17 protein-coding genes and 1 riboswitch are annotated in these 17101 nt (G+C 73.7%); of the genes, 9 read left to right on the forward strand and 8 right to left on the reverse strand.

Translation table 11 applies throughout. From position 1 onward, the window contains the following. The first annotated feature begins 10 nt into the window (after nt 1-10). Together DDQ41_RS07780 and DDQ41_RS07785 are read left to right on the forward strand one after the other, a co-directional pair. Nucleotides 11-1135 carry a Gfo/Idh/MocA family oxidoreductase gene (locus DDQ41_RS07780; RefSeq protein WP_109293822.1) on the forward strand — a complete coding sequence of 375 codons (1125 nt, stop codon included), beginning with the start codon at nt 11-13 and terminating at the stop codon, nt 1133-1135. After that, a complete protein-coding gene (locus tag DDQ41_RS07785; protein WP_109293823.1) occupies nt 1132-1617 on the forward strand; it encodes a heme-degrading domain-containing protein in 486 nt (161 codons plus the stop codon). Before DDQ41_RS07780 ends, DDQ41_RS07785 begins: the two co-directional genes overlap by 4 nt. Before the next feature lie 303 nt (nt 1618-1920). On the opposite strand, the gene DDQ41_RS07790 is transcribed toward DDQ41_RS07785, so the two are convergent. The 3 genes from DDQ41_RS07790 to DDQ41_RS07800 all read right to left on the reverse strand — a co-directional run bounded on the left by DDQ41_RS07790 (nt 1921) and on the right by DDQ41_RS07800 (nt 4113). Continuing rightward, nucleotides 1921-2781 carry a fumarylacetoacetate hydrolase family protein gene (locus tag DDQ41_RS07790; RefSeq protein ID WP_109293824.1) on the reverse strand — a complete coding sequence of 287 codons (861 nt, stop codon included), beginning with the start codon at nt 2779-2781 and terminating at the stop codon, nt 1921-1923. 147 nt (nt 2782-2928) lie between these two features. Further along, nucleotides 2929-3684 carry a YidC/Oxa1 family membrane protein insertase gene (locus DDQ41_RS07795; protein WP_109293825.1) on the reverse strand — a complete coding sequence of 252 codons (756 nt, stop codon included), beginning with the start codon at nt 3682-3684 and terminating at the stop codon, nt 2929-2931. A 117-nt stretch (nt 3685-3801) separates the two neighbouring features. Continuing rightward, nucleotides 3802-4113: a DUF6412 domain-containing protein gene (locus DDQ41_RS07800; protein ID WP_109293826.1), complete on the reverse strand. Its 312-nt coding sequence runs from the start codon at nt 4111-4113 to the stop codon at nt 3802-3804. Nucleotides 4114-4894: 781 nt separating this feature from the next. Between DDQ41_RS07800 and DDQ41_RS07810 the strand changes: the two genes are divergently transcribed. The 3 genes from DDQ41_RS07810 to DDQ41_RS07820 all read left to right on the forward strand — a co-directional run bounded on the left by DDQ41_RS07810 (nt 4895) and on the right by DDQ41_RS07820 (nt 7147). Further along, entirely contained in the window at nt 4895-5899 is a 1005-nt protein-coding gene (locus DDQ41_RS07810; protein ID WP_109293828.1) for an SEC-C metal-binding domain-containing protein, read from the forward strand. Between the two features lie 339 nt (nt 5900-6238). Continuing rightward, nucleotides 6239-6691, forward strand: a complete 453-nt coding sequence (locus DDQ41_RS07815) for a hypothetical protein (protein ID WP_262508387.1) — start codon at nt 6239-6241, stop codon at nt 6689-6691. Nucleotides 6692-6865: 174 nt separating this feature from the next. Beyond that, nucleotides 6866-7147 (forward strand): acylphosphatase, encoded by a 282-nt coding sequence (locus DDQ41_RS07820; RefSeq protein WP_174720268.1) that lies wholly within the window; start codon nt 6866-6868, stop codon nt 7145-7147. A 393-nt stretch (nt 7148-7540) separates the two neighbouring features. Here the strand turns inward: DDQ41_RS07820 and DDQ41_RS07825 are convergent, their stop codons facing one another. From DDQ41_RS07825 to DDQ41_RS07840, 3 genes are all read right to left on the reverse strand, one after another. Next, entirely contained in the window at nt 7541-7807 is a 267-nt protein-coding gene (locus DDQ41_RS07825; RefSeq protein ID WP_109293830.1) for a DUF1876 domain-containing protein, read from the reverse strand. Between the two features lie 59 nt (nt 7808-7866). Further along, complete coding sequence (locus DDQ41_RS07830) at nt 7867-8310, reverse strand: SRPBCC family protein (protein ID WP_109293831.1); 444 nt, start codon at nt 8308-8310, stop codon at nt 7867-7869. Nucleotides 8311-8809: 499 nt separating this feature from the next. Further along, nucleotides 8810-10417 carry a DUF445 domain-containing protein gene (locus tag DDQ41_RS07840; protein ID WP_394342131.1) on the reverse strand — a complete coding sequence of 536 codons (1608 nt, stop codon included), beginning with the start codon at nt 10415-10417 and terminating at the stop codon, nt 8810-8812. Nucleotides 10418-10535: 118 nt separating this feature from the next. On the opposite strand from DDQ41_RS07840, the gene DDQ41_RS07845 reads away from it, so the two are divergent. Next, nucleotides 10536-11840: an SGNH/GDSL hydrolase family protein gene (locus tag DDQ41_RS07845; RefSeq protein WP_109293832.1), complete on the forward strand. Its 1305-nt coding sequence runs from the start codon at nt 10536-10538 to the stop codon at nt 11838-11840. Nucleotides 11841-12242: 402 nt separating this feature from the next. Here DDQ41_RS07845 and bcp read toward each other — a convergent pair whose 3' ends face one another. After that, entirely contained in the window at nt 12243-12710 is a 468-nt protein-coding gene (gene bcp / locus DDQ41_RS07850; RefSeq protein ID WP_109293833.1) for a thioredoxin-dependent thiol peroxidase, read from the reverse strand. Nucleotides 12711-12839: 129 nt separating this feature from the next. On the opposite strand from bcp, the gene DDQ41_RS07855 reads away from it, so the two are divergent. The 3 genes from DDQ41_RS07855 (at nt 12840) to DDQ41_RS07865 (ending at nt 14164) form a co-directional block, all read left to right on the forward strand. Next, nucleotides 12840-13160, forward strand: coding sequence for a DUF3618 domain-containing protein (locus DDQ41_RS07855; protein WP_109293834.1), 321 nt, complete (start codon nt 12840-12842; stop codon nt 13158-13160). A gap of 100 nt (nt 13161-13260) precedes the next feature. Further along, complete coding sequence (locus DDQ41_RS07860) at nt 13261-13563, forward strand: GroES family chaperonin (RefSeq protein WP_212765466.1); 303 nt, start codon at nt 13261-13263, stop codon at nt 13561-13563. 183 nt (nt 13564-13746) lie between these two features. Beyond that, a riboswitch (guanidine-III (ykkC-III) riboswitch) is annotated at nt 13747-13811 on the forward strand. A gap of 32 nt (nt 13812-13843) precedes the next feature. Beyond that, nucleotides 13844-14164 (forward strand): DMT family transporter, encoded by a 321-nt coding sequence (locus DDQ41_RS07865; RefSeq protein ID WP_018891623.1) that lies wholly within the window; start codon nt 13844-13846, stop codon nt 14162-14164. A 22-nt stretch (nt 14165-14186) separates the two neighbouring features. Here DDQ41_RS07865 and DDQ41_RS07870 read toward each other — a convergent pair whose 3' ends face one another. Continuing rightward, nucleotides 14187-16631, reverse strand: coding sequence for a transglycosylase domain-containing protein (locus tag DDQ41_RS07870; RefSeq protein ID WP_109297607.1), 2445 nt, complete (start codon nt 16629-16631; stop codon nt 14187-14189). Nucleotides 16632-17101: the final 470 nt, after the last annotated feature.

Raw genomic sequence — 17101 nt, forward strand, 5'->3', positions numbered from 1 at the left:
AAGTGGGCCCATGAATGGCAGCACCGGCACCGGCACCGCGTCCGGGGTCCCCGCCCCGGCCGGCCCCCCCTTCCGCGTCGGACTCGTCGGCTACGGCCTCGCGGGCTCCGTCTTCCACGCCCCGCTCATCGCGGCCACCGAGGGCCTCGCCCTCGACACGATCGTGACCTCCAGCGAGGAGCGCCGGGAGCAGGCGCGGGGCGAGTTCCCGGACGTCCGTTTCGCGGCCACGGCCGGCGAGCTGTGGGAGCGCGCGGACGCACTCGACCTCGTCGTCATCGCCTCGCCGAACAGGACCCACGTCCCGGTCGCCACCGCAGCCCTCGAGGCCGGACTGCCCGTCGTCGTCGACAAGCCGATCGCCGGGACCGCCGCCGAGGCCCGCGCGCTCGCCGGCCTCGCCGAGCAGCGGGGCCTACTGCTCTCCGTCTTCCAGAACCGCCGCTGGGACAGCGACTTCCTCACCCTCCGCCGTCTGCTCGAGGACGGCGAACTCGGCGAGGTGCAGCGCTTCGAGTCCCGCTTCGAGCGCTGGCGCCCCCAGCTCAAGGGCGGCTGGCGCGAGTCGGGCGCCCCGGAGGAGATCGGCGGTCTCCTGTACGACCTGGGCAGCCATGTCGTCGACCAGGCCCTGGCCCTCTTCGGGCCCGCGGTGCGGGTGTACGCGGAGTCCGATGTGCGCAGGCCGGGTGCCGAGGCCGACGACGACACCTTCATCGCCGTCACGCACGCCGGCGGGGTGCGCTCACACCTGTACATGAGCGCGACGGCCGCCCAGCTCGGCCCGCGCTTCCGGGTCCTGGGCTCCGCCGCGGGCTACGTCAAGTACGGCCTCGACCCGCAGGAGGCCGCACTGCGCGAGGGGAAGCGGCCGGAGCCGGGGCGGCCGTGGGGTGAGGAGCCGCGGGAGCTGCGGGGCCGCATGGGATCCGGCGAGTCACCGCTGACGGGCGGCGGACACCCCGTCGAGACCCGGCCCGGCGACTACCCGGCCTACTACGCCCAGGTGGCCGACGCCCTGCGCGACGGCACCGCGCCGCCGGTCAGCGCGTACGAGGCAGCCGACGCCCTCGACGTACTGGAGGCGGCCCGCCGCTCCGCCCGCGAGGGCGTCACCGTGGAACTCGGCGCATGAGCGGCGGAGGCACGGCGCCCGGATTCCCCGGCACAGCCCTGCTGGAGGCGCAGGAGGAGCGCCTGACGCTCAGCCGGTTCACCCACGAGGACGCCTGGGCACTCGGCTCGGCACTGGTCGGGCTGGCGCGCGAACGGCGGGCCCCGGTCGCGATCGGCATCCGGCGCGGAAGGCAGCAGCTCTTCCACTGCGCGCTCGCCGGGTCGTCGGCGGACAACGACGCCTGGATCGACCGCAAACGGCGGGTCGTCGAACGCTACGGCGAGAGCTCGCTCCTCGTCGGCAGCCGGTTCCGCGCCAGGGGGACGACGTTCGAGGAGTCGTCCCGGCTCGACCCCGACCGGTACGCGGCACACGGCGGGTCGTTCCCGATCCGCGTCGACGGCGCCGGAGTGATCGGCACGGTCACGGTCTCCGGCCTCCCGCAGACCGAGGACCACGCGCTGGCGGTGGAGGCACTGGAGCACCTCCTCGCCACCTGAAGGGCCCGGACCCGCGGAGGGGTGAATCCCCCGCACCCCTCCGCGGCTCTTCCGGGGCTCTTCCTCTTCTCCTCGCCTCCTCCTCGCCTCCTCCTCGCCTCCTCCTCGCCTCCACTTCCCCTCGCCTCCACTTCCCCTCGCCTCCACTTCCCCTCGCCTCCACTTCGCCTTCCCCTTCCGCGCCCTCGCTCGCGCGGCGCCGGCCGCTCGGCCGCGCCGTCGGCCCCCCTCCCGACGGCGCGGCCCACGCCCCGCGGCGGCCCGTACCCTACGGCGGCCGCAACGGGGCCCGGCGGTTCGGTTCTACGCGCCCTTGAGCACCTGGCGCTGGCGTCCGAGCCCTTCGATCTCCAGCTCGACCACGTCACCGGCCCGCAGATACGGCTTCGGCTCCGGCTGCCCCAGCGCCACCCCCGCGGGCGTCCCGGTGTTGACGACGTCCCCCGGATAGAGGGTCATGAAGTGGCTGACGTACCGGACCACTTCGGCGACCGGGAAGATCTGGTCGGCGGTCGAACCGTTCTGCTTCAGCTCGCCGTTGACCCAGAGCCGCAGGGAGAGCGCCTGCGGGTCCGGCACCTCGTCGCGGGTCACCAGCCAGGGCCCCAGGGGGTTGAACGTCTCGCAGTTCTTTCCCTTGTCCCAGGTACCGCCGCGCTCGATCTGGAACTCCCGCTCCGACACGTCGTGCGCGACCGCGTAGCCGGCGATGTGCGCCAGGGCCTCCTCCGCGGACTCCAGACAGCGCGCCGTGCGCCCGATGACCAACGCGAGTTCGACCTCCCAGTCCGTCTTCTCGCTCCCCCGGGGCACGAGGACGGTGTCATCGGGTCCGACGACCGTGTCCGCGGCCTTGAGGAAGACGACGGGCTCGGCCGGGGCGGCGGCACCGGTCTCCGCCGCGTGATCGTGGTAGTTCAGCCCGATGCACACGACCTTGCCGATACGGGCGACCGGCGCGCCGATCCGCTCGCCGGCCGCGGCGAGCACCGGGAGCCCGCCCGCCTCGGCCGCCGAGCGGATCCGCCCGAGGGCGTCCTCGTCCGCGAGCAGCGCTCCGTCGATGTCCGGCACCAGCCCGGACAGGTCCCGGAGGGTCGTCCCGTCCCGGTCGAGCAGCGCAGGACGCTCCGAACCCGGCGTACCGACACGCAGCAGCTTCATCTCAGTTCTCCCTGTGGTCACTGTCGAGGTGGCCCCGCTTGAGGAGTCCCCGCGTGCGGCGGAGGGGAGCGTGCGGCTCATCGGAGGTTCGGCTGATCCTCCAAGGGATCAGGACGGCCCACAAGACCGTGTTCACCACCTGGACCCTTACCCGGCGGTAGTCGGCGGGCCGGCGCCCGGGGTGTCCCGGTACAGGAAAACCCTCTCCACCGCGCTCCATGTCGTGCTGGTCACGACGTAGAGCGCGGCCGCCAGCGGCACCACGGCGACGGTGACCAGCGTCGCGAAGGGCATCAGCGGCAGCACCCTCGCCATCGCACCCGCCCCCGGCGGCATCTGCTCCGGCTCGGCCGGACCCGCAGCCGCGAACTGCCGCCGCGCGCGCACGAAGGTGAACGCGGCCACGACGGTGACGACCCCGAACAGCGCGAGGTACACCAACCCGGCGGGCCCGAACACCCCACCTTCACCCAGCGCGTCGGCCCACCGCCCGCCAAGCCCGGCGGCGAACAGGCGGTGCCCCAGCAGCTCGTTGGCCTCCCCGCCGATCCGGGAGCCGGAGAACAGGTGGTACATCAGGAAGAAGGCGGGCAACTGCAGCAGGCCGGGCAGGCAGCCCGCGAGCGGCGGCACCTTCTCCTTCGCGTGCAGTTCCAGGACGGCCCGCCGCAACCGCTCCGGATCCCCGCCGTGCCTGCCGCGCAGCTCGGCCGGCTGCGGCGCGAGCCGGGCCCGCGCCTGCTGCCCCCGAGCCGCCGCCCGCGACAGCGGATGCACCGCCAGCCGAACCAGCGCGGTGAACAGGACGATCGCCGCCGCGGTGGCGGAGGTGCGGCACAGGGGGTGCAGCAGATCGGCGAGTTGACCGACCAGGGAAGCGAACAGGGACATCACTGGGGACATCGAGGCCCTCCGGGACTCGTCGTGCCGGGAAGAACGGATCTGTCGGCATGACGGCCCGCGAGGGGCGTACGGCCCCGGGAGGGGACACACGAGAAGGGACGGGGGGAGTCGGCGCCCCTACGCGGCCGTCGTCGAGGGACGGCCCGGGGCCCTGGGGCGGCAGCGGCCCGCCGCGTCGGGATCACGCTGCGGCAGGAACGCCGTGCGCTGCTCGCGGTCGCGCAGCGCGGTGCGTATATGCGCGGGAGGCACCCGCGGCACCGACCGCGAGAGGATCAGCGCACAGGCGACGAGGGCGGCACCGGCAGCCGCGGTGGCGGCGAGCGCCACGGCCGTCGAGAGGCCGATCCCCCCGGCGACGAAGACTTCGACGAGGATGAAGAGCAGAAGCGCGAGCGGCCGCAGCACGCGCCAGGTCTGACCGGTCATGCGCACCCCTTCCCTTGCCTCCGCGCCCCACCCTCCGCGCATGGCGGGGGTGCGGCCCCGTACAGGTGAAACGACCCGTCATCGAAACGACCCGTCATCGGTTATACACGAGTGCGGTGCCCTCCGGGTTCCCTGTGGACAACCTCCGCGACGCACCTCCCGGCCGACGGGTGGTGAACCGCGCGCCCGCGTCCGGGCCCGCGCAGCCCGCCCGTTCCGGGCGGTCACCCGGTCCCGCGCGGCGCCCCGGGGATCATCGCGGCCGTGACAGTGCGCCTCCCCGCACCGCGGTCCGGCTCGGGGACACGGACGGCGCACGAACCTGTACGTGGACCTGTTACGCGGACATGGACCTGTACGTGGGCGTGGACGTGGACGTGGACCTGTACGTGGGCGTGGACGTGGGCGTGGGCAGCGCACACGCGTGAGCGGAACACGGACCCGGACTCTGCCGCGCACCGACGTGAACGGCGCACGGACCCGCACTCGGCCGCGCACGCCGGCGGCGTCGCACCGTCCCCGGCGCACCGCCGTTGCACGCCGATCGGTGCCCCCGGCTCCCCCGCCGCGACCAGTCCCCGACCGAGTCCCCGTGCGCGGCGTCCCGGCGCACGGGGCCTCTCGCACGCGGCGTCCCAGCGCACGGGCGACTCCCGCACGGGGCCTCTCCCGCACGGCTCCCGGTCCCGCACGGGCCGCCCGGCGGGCGCGGCCGGGGCGGCTCCCCCCTTCACCTGACCGGGCCCCCTGCGTAGCCCCGTACAGCAGTACGGTGTGCTGCATGCGCCCCGACACGTCTGCCGACCACACCGCCGAAGCCGAGCGTCTGCTGCGCACCGCGGAGCAGTACCCGGAGGACCGCGAACCGCTGCTGCTCCAGGCCGCGGCCCATCTGGAGCTCTCGGGAGACCGGGCCCGCGCGAGCGGCCTCTACGACAGCCTCCTCGCCGGCGATCCGGACAACACCCCCCTGATCAAGGCACTTCAGGCCGCCAACCTGTGGGAGTACGGCCACGAGGCGGAGGCCCGTGCGCTCATCGACGGCATCCGCGCGGCGGCACCGGACGACGCGGCGCCGTGGGAGATCGCCGCCGAGACCCTGGAGGCCCACGACGAACTCGACGCGGCCCACTCCACCTTCACCGAGGCCGCCACCCGCCTCGTCTCCCCCGGCGAGGAGACGTCCTACGCGACCCAGTCGCTCCTCACCGGCCGCCACCGTGTGCGCCGGCTGCTGGCGCTGCCGCACGACGACTGGGACACCCTCGCGGACCGCCTCCACACCGCGGCCGTCCCGCTGGACGAACTCCACGACCCCAAGCGCCTATGGGCCCTCGGCTCCTCGGACCCGGCCGAACTCCGCGCCGAGATCGACCGGCTCCGCTCCGAACTGGGCACCTACCGCGCGGCCCTGTCCCGCCCCTTCCCGGTCGCGGTGCTCCACTGGCCGGCGTCCGAACTCACCGAACTCACCGGCACGTACCCGCCGCTGGCCGCCGAGTACCCGACCCACGACGCCCATCTCACCGCCATCGAGTCCGCCCTGCGCGACCTGTCGGCGACCGGCACGGGCAACCTCGGCATCGTCACGGGCACGGTCCCCTCGTACGAGGCCTTCGCCGCCTCGGAGGCCGCCTCCCCCGCGGACGCCGCCCTCCTCCCCCAGTACGCCACGACGCTCGCCGCCCGCGGCAGGGCGACGCCGTGGCCCCCGACGAAGGGGGCGCTCTGCTGGTGCGGGTCGAGAGTGGCGTACGGGGAGTGCCACGGGGTGGGACGGAACTGATCCCGCCACGGCCGCCGGCGCCCGAGGGAGGGGGCCGACGGGGAGGAGGCGCGGGGAGGAGGCGCGGGGAGGAGGCGCGGGGAGGGGCCGCGGGGAGGGGCGGTCGCCGGACTCCACGAGCAGCTGATCACCTTGCGGCCGGGGATTGCGCCCTGCCCCCGCCTCTGTAAGTGGTGGGTCCCCCGGTGCGGCCGTAGCGTCGATACAGGAGCAACCGTTGGAGGAGGGAGGGAGCGCCTGCCGGGACGCGCTGCGGGTGCCGGGCCGCACGGCGGCCGGCAGGGGCGCGTGGGCACGGTGCGGGCCGGGTGGCTCGGGGAGAGACTGCTGGGAGCAGACATGCAGAGACACAAGCTGAGGACCGGGGCCGTGGTCTTTGCCGCGGCGGTGCTCGCGGCGGGCCTTGTGCCGGCGACCGCGTCCGCGTCCCCCTCCTTGCCGGCCCGGCCCGATGACCAGGTGGTCGTCGTGGACTGCTTCATGGAGGCGCAGGTGAGGCCGAGCAAGTTCCTGATCGCCTGCGGTGACGGCAACAGCGGGCTGACCGAACTCGAGTGGTCGTCGTGGGGTCCGAGATCCGCCGTGGCCTCCGGGCTGAACGTGGTCAACGACTGCAAGCCCTACTGCGCCGCCGGCACGTTCCGCTCGTACCCCGTGAACGTCCGGCTCGAGCGTCCGGAGACGTGGGAGAAGGACCCGGGCCAGCAGCGGTACGGGCAGCTCCACCTCAGCTTCCCCGGCAGCAGGCCCGAGCACCTGCCGCCCGAGGTGACGTACAAGCTCTGGGGCTGACGGGCAGCGCGGTGCTCATCGCCGACTGCGTACTGCCGGCCTACCGCCGACTGCGTACTGCCGGGCTACCGGGCTACCGGGCTACCGGGCTACCGGGCTACCGGCAAGGGTGCAGGCGGACGCGCGACGCGTCGCAGCCGAGCCGGGCCCAATCGGCTCGTACGATCCGGAGGCATGGTGCGAAAGCGCGTAGTGGTCTCCGGGACGGTCCAGGGCGTGTTCTACCGGGACACCTGCCGGAGGGTCGCCGAGGAGCACGGGGTGTCCGGGTGGGTGCGGAACCTGGCCGACGGCCGGGTCGAAGCGGTGTTCGAGGGTCATCCCGACGGAGTCGAGACCCTTGTGCGGTGGGCCCGGCTGGGGCCGCCGCACGCCGATGTACGCACCGCGGAGGTGCGGGACGAGCAGCCCGAGGGGCTCATGGGATTCGAGGTACGGCACGGTTCCGGCGCCTGACCGCCAGGCGGGGCCCTGACGGGGCCCCGTGCCGCGACCGGCAGCAGCGGACCCGGCGGGCCGGGACTGCACACCGCCTGCCCGAACCGCTTCCCCGGACCGCCTGCCCGGAGCGCCTGCCCGGACCGCAGGCGGGCGTCCGCCCGGCGGCTGTCAGAGGTCGCGCAGCGCGGTTGGCCGGCCACCGGGTCGCGGTCTCCCCGGCCGCCGATTCGCCGGTGCTGGCGCGGTACCGGTCCCTGGTGCGGTCCCGGTCGTCCGTGCGCTGCCGGTCGCTGGCGCGGTACCGGTCCCTGGCTCCGGTCCCTGGCTCCGGTCCCTGGTGCCGGTCCCTGGTGCGGTCCCGGTCGCTGGTGCGGTCCCGGTCGCTGGTGCGGTTGTGCTTGGTGCTCTTCACATCCCGATGTTCGCCGGCCGGTGGGTGTGGCTCTCGACGTCGGCCGCCGCGCGGCCGACGAGTTCATGGGCCAGTTCGGAGCAGGCGCGGGCGGCTGCCAGCTCCTCGCCGATCCTCGCGTCCGGGGTGTCGTCCGGATTGCGCCGGGCCACGCCCCTGCCCTCGACACCGGGGGCGTTGGGGCCGCTGAGTGAGGCCTTGCAGGCCGTCCGCGTCCCGTCCTCCTCGAACGACAAGTCGATGTTCCAGTGCTGCGTCGTCATGACGGGTCACCTTCGCCGTACGGTTCCGTCGGCCCCGTCCACCGCGGGGCACTGCGTGGTCAGGTACGGGGGTGTGCCCGTTCCACCAGGTCCCTGAACTGGTGGAGGTCCGCCCGGACGGTCCTCTCGATCGCGGACGACTGGGCAAATCCCCTGGGGCCTCCGAAGGCGTCGTGCGCCTCCGCGGGGTCGTACTCCATGCGTAGCTGCATCCTCGTGTGGGTCGCGTCGATCGGGAGGAGCGAGACGGAGCCGCTGAGGTGCGGGGTCTCCGTGGTCCTCCAGGTCATCGACCGGTGGGGACGGACGTCGTCCGTGGCGGCGTCGAGTTCGAAGGCCCGCCCCGCCGCGGTCTCCACGTCCATGTGGACGCCGGAGGCTCCCTCGCGACGGGCCTCCCGTACGCCCCCGACGAACTGCGGATAGTTCTCGACCTGGTGCAGATGGTCCCAGACCACGTCACCGGGTGCCGTGATGTCGATCTGTTCCTCGAGAGTGGGCATGACGGTCTCCCTGCCTCTCCCTCCAGGGTGCGGTCCGCGGCGCCTCACCGCAACGGATCCGCCTCACCGCAACGGCATGCCGGCGCACACGGCCGGCCGCGAGAGCCAGCGGCCGGGCCCGGGCCGTGACGGCCGACCGGCCGGTGTCGAGGGGGGCTTCGGCACCATCGGCGCGCCCGGCCCGCCCGGCCGGCCGAAGCACATCCCGCCGGGCCGACGCCCGCTCCGGCGCCCGCTCCCCGGTCCGCCGCCCGCTCGACGGGTCGGCCGAAAGTGGTCCGGGGACGGTTGAACGGGAACGGCGGCCCGTCCGTATTCAAAGGCAACTCCCCCATGGTGGCTGGGTGCGCGGCCGGAGGAAGGGATCCTGTCGCGCACCCAGCGCTTTACCGCGTCGGCGCCACCGGCGCTCACCACTGTCACAGCCGTCACCAGCGCTCGCCGCGTTCGGCTCCCCGCTGCCCGATCGCCGCGTTCGGCTCACGGTCCACCGTCGGCCTCATCCGCCGAGTGCGTGCACCACCGTGTAGATGACGAGCCCGGCGAGCGCTCCGACCACCGTGCCGTTGATCCGGATGAACTGCAGGTCGCGCCCGATGTGCGCCTCGATCTTCCGTGAGGTCTGCTCGGCGTCCCAGCCCGCGACCGTGTCGCTGATCAGGGACGTGATCTCCTCGCGGTACGTCGTCACCACGTACACCGCGGCGTTCTCGATCCAGCCCTCCAGCTTCTGCTGGAGCCTGCCGTCCGTCGCAAGCCGCGCACCGAGGGACATCAGCGAGGCACGGGCCCGCAGCCGCAGTTCGCTGCGCTCGTCCTCCGCCGCGGAGATGATCATGGCGCGTACGGAAGACCATGCCGACGCGATGATGTCCTGCACCTCGGGACGGGAGAGCATGTCGGACTTCATCCGCTCCACCCGCGCCCGGGTGTCCGTGTCGGCCTGGAGGTCGGAGGCGAAGTCGGCGAGGAAGCGGTCGATCGCACCGCGCGCCGGGTGGTCGGGGGCGTCGCGCATCTCGGTCACGAACCGGACCAGTTCCTTGTAGACCCGCTCGCCGACCTTCCGGTCGACGAAGCGCGGCGTCCAGCCCGGCGCTCCGCCCTGGACGGCGTCCATCACGGAGTCACCGTGTGTGACCAGCCAGTCATGGGCGCGGGCGCAGACCAGGTCGACGGCACGGCGGTGGGCACCGTCGGTGACGATCTTGTCGAGGGTCTTGCCGATGCCCGGCGCGATCTCGACGGTCTCCGCACGGCGGGTGATGGCCTCGCCGACGACGGCCTGGACATCGGAGTCCCGCAGGACGGCCAGCGCACCGCGCAGGGCGGTGGACAGTTCCGCGGTGACGCGGTCGGCGTGCGCGGGCTCGGCGAGCCATGCGCCGAGCCGGCCGCCGAGGGAGAGTCCGCGCAGCCGGGCCCGTACCACGTCCTCGGAGAGGAAGTTCTCCCCCACGAAGTGCCCGAGGGAGGCGCCGAGCTGGTCCTTCTTGTTGGGGATGATCGCGGTGTGCGGGATGGGGATGCCGAGGGGGTGCCGGAAGAGCGCGGTGACCGCGAACCAGTCGGCCAGGGCGCCCACCATCCCGGCCTCGGCGGCCGCGGCGACATAGCCGGGCCAGCCCTCGATTCCGGAGTTCCTGGCCCAGGTGGCGAGCGTGAAGACCACCGCCACCAGGACGAGCAGACCGGTGGCCGTCGCCTTCATCCGCCGCACACCGCGGCGCTTCTCCTCGTCCGCGGCGGTGTACCCGAACGAGGAGAGCGGCGCCGGACGCGTACGAGGAGATCCGGCCGCGCCCCCGCCGCCACCCGCTCGGCCCAACGCCCCCTCACGTCCCGTTCCACCACCCGCCGAGCGGACGGGGCGGGGCCCGGCGCGGCCCTCGCCGCCGTCAGGGCCGCTGACAGGGCCGCCGTCAGGGCCGCTGTCAGGGCCGCCGTTCGCGGCCGGGGCGGCCGACCGGTCCGCGGAGCCCACCGCCCCCGCCGGCGGCAGCGCGGAGCCGCCGGCGACCTGCCCGTTCTCCTCCGGCGCACCCGCGGCGCGTCCGGGGCGGCCGGCCGCCGGATCCTCGCGCTCGGTTCCCTCTGTTCGCTTCATCGACTCCACCCGTCCGCGCACACGACCCTCCTACCCCGGGGCCGTACGCCTTCTCCCTACCTCTGGTACTCCCGGGGCGCACCTCGAGTTCCCCACGGCCATATCGGATGATGTGCTCATGAAAACCCAGCGGGCCGGGTACGGCCTGTTCGCCGCACTCGTCGCCCTCATCCTGCTGATCAGCGGCGCGATCATCACCAGCCTCACCACCCTCGGGGCCGACGACCGGCGGCAGACCGCCTCCGGGGCCGGAACCGGCGGCCGCTCCGGCAAGACGACGGCACGGACCGTGGGTACCCGGGGCTGGGCCGGGTCCTGGTCGGCCGCACCCGGGAAGGCCGGGGTCGCGCCCGCAGGCGGACACTCCGTACGGAACGTCGTCCACACCAGCATCGGCGGCAGCGAGGCCAGGATCACCCTGTCCAACCTCTTCGGCACCGAGCCGCTGCGGATAGGCAGCGCGTCCATAGCGGTGGCGGCCCGGGGCGCCGCCGCCTCACCCGGCAGCCTGCGGCGGGTGCTCTTCGGCGGGCGGCCCACCGCGACGGTTCCGGCGGGCGGGCACGTACTCGGCGACCCCGTCCGGCTCGCCGTGCCCGCGGACGGGCATCTACTCGTCTCGCTGTTCGTCCCGCCGCCCGGCGGGGGCACGGTCACCCTGCACCCGCGGGCGCGGCAGACCTCGTACCTGGCCGCGGGCGACCACACCCACGAGGCGGCCGCCTCCGCCTACACCCGTCGCATCTCCTCCTGGCACCATCTGACGGCCGTGGACGTCCGCAACCCGGCCACGCGCGGCACGGTGGTCGCCCTCGGCGACTCGCTCACCGACGGGGCGGGCTCCACTCCCGACGCCGACCACCGGTGGACGGACCATCTCGCCGACCGGCTGCGCTCGGGCCGCTGGAGCTACGGCGTCGTCAACCAGGGCATCAGCGGCAACCGGCTGCTCAGGGACGGCGTCGGCCCGAGCGGCCTCTCCCGCCTCGACCGAGACGTGGCGGGCCGGCCGGGCGCCCGGGTCGTCGTGATCGCCCTCGGCGTCAACGACCTCCTCCGCCCCGCGGGCAGGGCGAACCCGGCCGAGGTCACGGCCGGGCTCCGGAGCCTCGCGAAGCGTGCGAGGGCTCGTGGGCTGAGGGCGGTCGGCGCGACGCTCATGCCGTTCAGGGGGCACCCCCGCTACAGCCCGGAGCTGGACGCCGCCCGCGAGGAGATCAACACGGCCATCCGCGCGGGAGGGGTCTTCGACGCCGTCGTCGACTTCGACCGCGCCCTGCGCGATCCCTACGCCCCTGAGCGGCTCCACCCGGCGTACGACTCCGGGGACCATCTGCACCCCAACGACGCGGGGTACGAGCGGATGGCGCGCGGTGTGGACCTCTCCGTGCTGACCGGGGAAGGGGAGGCGGCCCGCCTCTGAGGCGCGGTCGGCACGGCGGGGGCGGCGGGCACGGCCGACGACGGGCACCGCTGACGACGGACGGGGGAAGGGCTGACGGTGGGAAGGGCGGGCGCGGGGCGGGCGCGGGGTGGACGCGAGGCGAGGCGGGCGCGGGGCCCGGCGGACGTTACCACCGCTTACCTCCGCTTACTGCCGCATACTGCCGCGGCTGAGCCCGCCTGCCGCGCCGGCCACGACCGCGCCGGAGCCCCGACCGCGCCGGAGCCCGGAGCGTGCAGGGTCCCGGCCGTGACCATGCCCGGAGCGTGCCGGAGCCCGGAGCGCGGCGGAGCCCGGAGCGCGGCGGAGCCCGGAGCGCGGCGGAGCCCGGAGCGCGGCGGAGCCCGGAGCGCGGCGGTCCCGGCCGGCCGCGAGGTTCAGTCAGATACCCAGGTCCTTGATGATCTTCGCGACGTGGCCGGTGGCCCTCACGTTGTACAGCGCCCGCTCGACCCTGCCGTCCTCGTCCACGACGACCGTCGAGCGGATGACGCCGGTCACCGTCTTCCCGTAGAGCTTCTTCTCGCCGAACGCGCCGTACGCCTCCAGGACCGCCTTCGACGGGTCGCCGAGGAGTGTGACCTTCAGATTCTCCTTCTGGCGGAACTTCGCCAGCTTTTCGGGCTTGTCCGGGGACACCCCGATCACGTCGTACCCGGCCCCCGCCAGCAGGTCCAGGTTGTCGGTGAAGTCGCAGGCCTGCTTGGTGCAGCCCGGGGTGAGGGCCGCCGGGTAGAAGTACACGATGACCTTGCGGCCCTTGCGGTCGGCGAGCGAGACCTCGTTGCCGTCCGCGTCGGGCAGGGTGAAGTCCGGGGCGGTGTCGCCGGGCTGGAGTCGCTCGCTCATTCTCGGTTCTCCTCGGGGGAAGTGGGCGTACGGGACCGAGCGTAGTAGGGGGTGCCGCGGGGTGCGGTCGGCGCCGAGCTGACAGACTGTCCGGAAAGGACTACCGGATACGACGACGGAGGCGGCGCGGTGTCGGACGCCAGGACCCCTGCGCAGATCGAGGCGGACATCGTCCGCCGGCGCGAGCAGCTCGCCGAGACGCTCGACGAGATCGGGACGCGGATGCACCCGAAGACGATCATCGGGGACGCGAAGGCCAAGGTCGCCTCGGCCGTGGACCACACCGCGGGGCGGGCGTTCGTGGCCGCCAATCGCCTGGTGACCGATGTGAAGAACCGCTTCGTGGACCCGGACGGCGCGCCGCGGCTGGAGCGCGCGGTACCGGTGGCGCTCGCCGTGGTGGGCGTGGTGGGTCTGCTCGCCCTGGCCGCCAGGAAGCGGAGGGCGTGACTCACCCCCACCCCGACGACGCCCGGACACGCGTTCGGCAGGTAGGTTCGATGTCGTGAGCGACAACTCCCTCGGCAAGCACGACAAGCTGCCCATCAAGATGCTGCACGACCGGGTGCTGGTCCGGTCGGACGCCCCCGAGGGCGAGCGGCGGTCGGGCGGCGGCATCCTCATTCCGGCGACCGCGGCGGTCGGCCGGCGTCTGGCCTGGGCGGAGGTGGTCGCCGTCGGGCAGAACGTCCGCACCGTCGAGGCCGGGGACCGCGTGCTGTACGACCCGGAGGACCGCGCCGAGGTCGAGGTGCGCGGCGTCGCGTACGTACTGATGCGGGAGCGCGATCTGCACGCCGTCGCGGCGGACCGCTTCGAGGGCGCCGAGGATTCGACGGGGCTCTACCTGTAGCGGCCCGCCCCACCCGCGGGAACCGGCCCCCACCCGCGGGAACCGGTCGCCCGGCCCGGCCGGCACCGGGGGCGACGCGGGACGGAGACGGAAAGCGGAAACGGCAGAGGCGGCAGCAGCGGAACCCGCCGCAAACTGCGGTGAGACGGCCCGGTGGCACTGTTCACCCGCCCGTTCTCATGCCCTTTGCTACGGTGGTAGGCGACCCGACGAGACGCGCCGTACCGGGCAGGAAAAGACGACGCACCCGCCCGAAGCCCGCGTCCCGGAGGTGCCTGTCATGGCCTGGGTCCTGCTCGTTCTCGCCGGCCTGCTCGAAGTCGGCTGGTCGATCGGCATGAAGTTCACCGAAGGGTTCACCCGCCTGTGGCCGAGTGTGTTCACCGCCGCCGGGATCGTCGCCAGCATGCTGCTGCTGTCCCAGGCCGCCAGGACACTGCCCATCGGTACCGCCTACGGCGTCTGGGTCGGCATCGGCGCGGCCGGGGCCGCGATCGTGGGCATGGCCGTCCTCGGCGAGCCCGCGACCGCCGCCCGGATCTTCTTCGTGGTGCTGCTCCTGGTCGCCGTGGTGGGCCTGAAGGCGACCTCGGGCCACTGACTCCGCTCCCCTGCCGCCCGGCTCACCTCCGGTCGGCGTGCGCCTGCCATCCCCGCTGGCCGCCCGTCCCCTGCGGCTCGGCGCCGTCGCCCCCGCGGCCGTCGGTAGTGCCGGCACCGTCGGTAGTACCGGCACCGTCGATACCGTCCGGTGCCCGGCCCTCCCAACCGTCCAAGCCGTCCAAGCCGTCCAAGCCGTCCCGGCCGCCGTCCGGCCCGCCGTCCACCGGCCGTCCGCCGGTCCGACCCGGCGTGGACGGGCGGCCGTCCGTCGTTCCGCCCCCTGTCCGAACACCTCCGTCCACCGGAACTCCGCCCTCCGCCACGCTGCCGGTGCCGCTGCCGGTGCCGGTGCCCACCACGTTCGGCGGCGAAGCGACACCCGCCGAGCGGCCGTCGCCGGTGGGTTCCTCGCTCGCACCGGGTACCGACGGGTCGTCACCGGCGCGGCGCGGGGCACCGGACGGGCCGGCGGACAGATCGTCATAGGCATCGCCGGACGCACCGCCGGACGCACCGCCGGACGTATCAGCGGACGAATCAGCGGACGAATCGCCAGAAGAATAGAACGACTCGTCCCCGCCCTCGGCGACCGTCAGCTCGAAGTCCCGTGCCTGCCTGCCGGCCAGTGCGGCCGCCGTGAACTCGCCCCAGATCGCCGCGGGAGCCCCTCCTCCGTTGATCCTCGGCAGACCCAGTGCCCCGTAGAGCGACCTCTGCGCACCGGTGTCGGGATCCTGGCCCATGACGGCGACGACGGTCGCCAGTTCGGGCGTGTAGCCGGCGAACCAGGCCGCCCTGTCGCCCTCCGCCGTGCCCGTCTTGCCCGCCGCGGGCCGCCCGGCGGACAGCGCCGCCGTGCCCGAACCCCGCCGCACCACCCCCATCAGCACGGACGTGGTGGTGTCCGCCGCCTCACGGCTCACGGCCTGCCGGACCGGCACGACCGGCAGTTCGAGTTCCACACCGTCCCTGCTGACGCGCTCGACGAGCGAGTACGTGCCGCGCCGGCCGTGGTTGGCGAGGGTCGCGTACGCCTCGGCCATGTCCAGGACACTCGCGGTCGCCACGCCCAGGGCGATGGACGGAGTCGCGGTCAGGTCCGGAGTGCTCTCCGGTACTCCGAGGGCGACGGCGGTCTCCCGCACCCTGCGCGGTCCGACGTCCTGGGCGAGCTGCGCGTACACCGAGTTGACCGAATGGTCCGTGGCCAGGCGCAGACTCAGCGGGCCGTAGGAGACGTTGTCCTCGTTCTCCGGTGCGTAGCCGGTCGGGCCGTGGCTGCCCAGCACCTGGCGCCGGTCCGTGCCGTCGTAGAGCGTGTCGGGGGTGATCCTGCGGCCGTCCCGGGTCACGGAGCCGTGCTCGACGGCGGCGGCGAGGACGAACGGCTTGAACGTCGAGCCGACCTGGTAGTCGCGGCGGGTGGCGTTGTTCACGTACTGCCGGGTGTAGTCGATGCCGCCGTACATCGCGACGACCCTGCCGCTCGCCGGGTCGATCGACGCTCCGCCGACTCGGACGTTCCGGTCGGCCGCGCGGCCGGAATCGCGCCTGGACATCACATGCCGGTCGACGGCGGCGGCGAAGGCGTGCTGTTTCCCGCGCTCCAGGGTGGTCGTGATCCGGTAGCCGCCGCGCGCCAGGGTCCTCTCGTCGACGACCCCGTGGCCGGTGAGCCAGTCCTCGACGGCCTGGACGACGTAGCCGCGCTGTCCGGACAGCCCCGTCGCCGGACCCGCCGACTGCGGCATGGGGAAGATCATGGCGGCCCGGTCGGAGAGCGTCAGCCAGTTCTCCGTCACCATTCCGTCGAGCGTGTAGTTCCACCGGGCGAGCGCCCTGGGCCGGTTCTCGGGATGCGCGGCGACGTCGTACGCGCTGGGCGCGTTGAGCAGCGAGGCGAGGTAGGCGCCCTCCGCGGTGTCGAGCGCGCTGATGTCCTTGCCGTAGTAGGCGTGCGCCGCGGCCTGTACTCCGTACGCGTTGCGTCCGAAGTAGCTGGTGTTGAGATAGCCCTCCAGGATGTCGGCCTTGCTCTGCTCCCGGTCGAGCTTGATCGCGATGAAGAACTCCCTCACCTTGCGGGTGACCGTCCGCTCCTGGCCCAGGTAGTAGTTCTTCACGTACTGCTGGGTGATGGTGGAGCCGGACTGCCTGCCCTTGCCGGTGACGGTGTTCCACGCGGCACGGACCATCGCCTTGGGGTCGACGGCCCGCTCGGAGTGGAAGTCGCGGTCCTCGGCGGCGAGCACCGCGTGCCGGACGGGCAGCGGGATCCGGGAGAGCCGGACGTTCTGCCGGTTGACCTCGCCGTCCCGGGCGATCTGCGTGCCGTCCCGGTAGAGGTACACGTTCGACTGGGCCGTGGCCGCGGAGTTGGCCGGCGGGATGTCGACCAGCAGATATCCGGCGGCGAAGCCGCCGAGCAGCAGGAGCGCGAACAGCAGGGACGCACCGAGCACCATCCGCCAGGTGGGGACGACACGCCTCAGGCCGGTGCGCCGGGTACGGGTGCGGGTGCGGCGGGTACGGGTACGGGTACGGCTGCGGGAGGGACGAGGCTCCCCGGCAGGCGCCGCCCCGCTGCCCTCGCGGTCCCCGTACTCCTCCTCACCTTCCCCGCCGACCCCGCCGGACCCGCCGAACCTCCCGGACCTACCGGACCCGCCGTCTCCGTACTCCCCGTACTCCCCGTACTCCCCGTGTTCCCCGCGTTCCCCGTACGCCTGTCGCGGCGTGCCGGGCACCGGGCGGCCGGCGTCCTCCGGAAGCCCCTCCCGGCCAGGGCGGCCAAGGCGGCCCGGACGGCCAGGGCGGGCCTCACGCCCGGGATGCACTGGATGTTGCGGATGCTGCGGATGCCTCGCAGCCCTCGGATCCCGGCGCGGCTGCTCTGGATCGTGGCTCATGTCCCTGGAGACTCCTCGGCCCCTGC

It is taken from the genome of Streptomyces spongiicola (genome assembly GCF_003122365.1).
Taxonomy (GTDB): Bacteria; Actinomycetota; Actinomycetes; order Streptomycetales; family Streptomycetaceae; genus Streptomyces; species Streptomyces spongiicola.